This window comes from Candidatus Angelobacter sp. (assembly GCA_035607015.1).
In the GTDB taxonomy this organism is placed as follows: domain Bacteria; phylum Verrucomicrobiota; class Verrucomicrobiia; order Limisphaerales; family AV2; genus AV2.
The window spans coordinates 1-2,744 of sequence record DATNDF010000504.1 but is presented as its reverse complement, the minus strand read 5'-3'; the positions used below and the strand labels follow the sequence as shown (position 1 = coordinate 2,744).

Below are 2,744 nucleotides of genomic sequence, written 5' to 3'. Positions count from 1 at the left end.
GCCGTTTCCAATGTCCCTTTCGGCGATTACACCATCCACGACCCGCGCTGGAACAACTATAAATTTCCCATCCACGACTATTTCTTTGCCGCTGCTTTGGAGAAAGTGCGTCCGGATGGGCTCCTCATGTTCATCACGTCTCGCGGCACGATGGACAAACTTGATTCGACCTTGCGCGAACTGCTTTCCACGCGCACAGAACTGCTTGGCGCGATTCGTCTGCCTAACGACGCTTTCAAGAAAAACGCCGGCACCGAAGTCACGACCGACATAATCATGCTCCGCAAGCTCCGCCAGGGGGAACCGCCCGTAGGCGCGACTTGGAAACAGACAGCGGAATTTACAAACGATCTCAACGAAAGATTCACGCTGAATGAATACTTCATCACACGACCGGAAATGATGCTCGGCAAAATGCGTCTCGCCGGAAGCATGTATCGCGACAACGAGCCGACACTGGAAGCGGACGGTCGGAGTCTGCGTGACGCGCTCACGCAGGCCGTCGAGCGGTTGCCGCAAAACATTTATCAGTCGTTGGCTCGCCAGGTCGCCGAGCCGACGCTCGATCAAACCATTCCCGCGCCCGATTTTATCAAACCCAACGCGTATTGTCTTCACGACGGCATGGTTTGCATCCGGGACGATGCCGTTCTTCGTCCGCTGACCGATATGCCCAGCGAAGTGCGTTCGCGGATTCGCAATCTGATTCCAGTGCGTGAAGCCGTCCGATCGTGTCTGCGCTCTCAGATGGACGGCAGCGACGAGGGACAAGTCCTCGAAGCCCGGAAGCAGCTTAACTACACCTACGACAGATTTGTTGGTCGGTTTGGTCCCATCAATCTCCGCGCAAATCAACGCGCCTTCGACGGCGATCCTGATTTGCCGTTGCTGCTCTCATTGGAGAACTACAACGACGAGACAAAGCGGGCGACCAAAGCCACCATCTTCAGCGAGCGCACGATTCACCATCGCAAACCGGTGGAAACTGTTGCTGAGCCCAAAGAAGCCCTTTTGGTTTCCTTGAATGAGCGGGGCTGCGTGGATCTTGACCACATGGCCGGATTGTTGAACAAGCCGCCGGAGGAGTTCTTGCCGGACTTGAAAGGCATCATTTTCCTGAACCCTCAGACGAAGCAATGGGAAACCGACGACCAATATCTCTCCGGCAACGTGCGCGAGAAATTGGTCGCTGCAGACGCGGCCGCCCTCGCTGACCGACTCTTCGCTGAAAATGTCGAGGCATTGAAATCAATTCAGCCGGAAGATTTGTCCGCGACGGAAATTGACGTGCGGCTGGGAGCTTCATGGCTCCCGCCAGACGACGTGAAGCATTTCATTCACAAATTGCTCAACGTTCCATCCGGCGTCGAAGTCGGCCACGTTCACGCGCTCGGCTCGTGGCATTTGAACGCGAATTGGGAGGCGAAGGGCGCGACAGCGAACACGACGGATTGGGGAACGGACCGCTACACCGCGCTCGAACTCATCGAGGACGCACTGAACCTCAAGACGCCCACCGTGTATGACTTCGTTGACAAAAAACCGGTCGTCAACGCGCAAGCCACCGAGGCCGCACGTGAAAAGCAGGAACGCATCAAGGAGCAATTCAAGGAGTGGGTTTGGTCCGACGACTCACGACGCGAACGGCTCTGCAGGCTTTACAACGACACATTTAATCACACCCGGCTCCGCACCTTTAACGGCGACCACCTGACCCTGCCGGGCGCAAGCGGCGCCATTCAACTCCACGGACACCAAAAAGCCGGCGTCTGGCGCATCCTGCAAACGCCCAATGCGCTTCTCGCGCACGTTGTCGGCGCGGGTAAGACTTTCACGATGGTCGCCGCCGCGATGGAATTGAAACGGCTTGGCCTCGGGCGCAAACCGTTGTTCGCGGTGCCCAATCACATGCTCGGCCAGTTTTCAACAGAACTCCTCACGCTGTATCCCGGCGCGAACATCCTGGTTGCGGGCAAGGAAGATTTCGAGTCGCAGAACCGGAAGAAGCTTTTCAGCCGCATCGCTACCGGTAATTGGGATGCAGTCATTGTGACGCACTCCGGCTTCGAGCGAATCCCCTTGTCATACGACACACAGAAGCGATTTTTCGACGAACAGCTCCACGAATTGGAAATGATTCGACGCGAACATGCTGATACGAGCAATCGCCGTTTGGTCAAGGAACTGGAGAAGGCGAAGAAGCGTCTCGAAGCAAAGCTTCAATCGCTCGTCGCCGAGCACAAGAAGGACAACACGCTGACCTTCGAGGAACTCGGCGTGGACCGCTTGTTCGTGGATGAGGCCCATTATTTCAAGAATCTCTTTTACGTCACAAAGATGACCCGAATTGCGGGCTTACCTCAGACGTCGAGTGAACGCGCGTTCGATATGTATTTGAAAGTGCGTCACGTCCAGTCCTTGAACGGGGGTGGAGGGGTGGTGTTCGCCACTGGCACGCCCATCGCGAACAGCATGGCTGAAATGTTTACCATGCAGCGGTATCTCCAGCCCGACGAACTAAAGAAACACAATCTGCATCACTTCGACTCCTGGGCGGCCACTTTCGGCGAGCCGGTGACGGCGATGGAGCTTTCACCGGACGGTGCGGGTTATCGGCTGAACACGCGCTTTGCTCGCTTCATCAACGTGCCGGAGTTGATGCAGATTTTCCGTCAATCCGCCGATGTACAGACCGCCGCCATGCTTAACTTGCCCCGGCCGAAACTCGACGGCGAAAAACCAAC

The 2,744-nt window shown here is 56.3% G+C and carries 1 protein-coding gene; it reads left to right on the top strand.

Annotated elements, in window-relative coordinates; genetic code table 11:
- The coding region (locus VN887_20210; protein HXT42343.1) for a hypothetical protein at window positions 1–2,744 on the top strand (2,744 nt) is incomplete at both ends.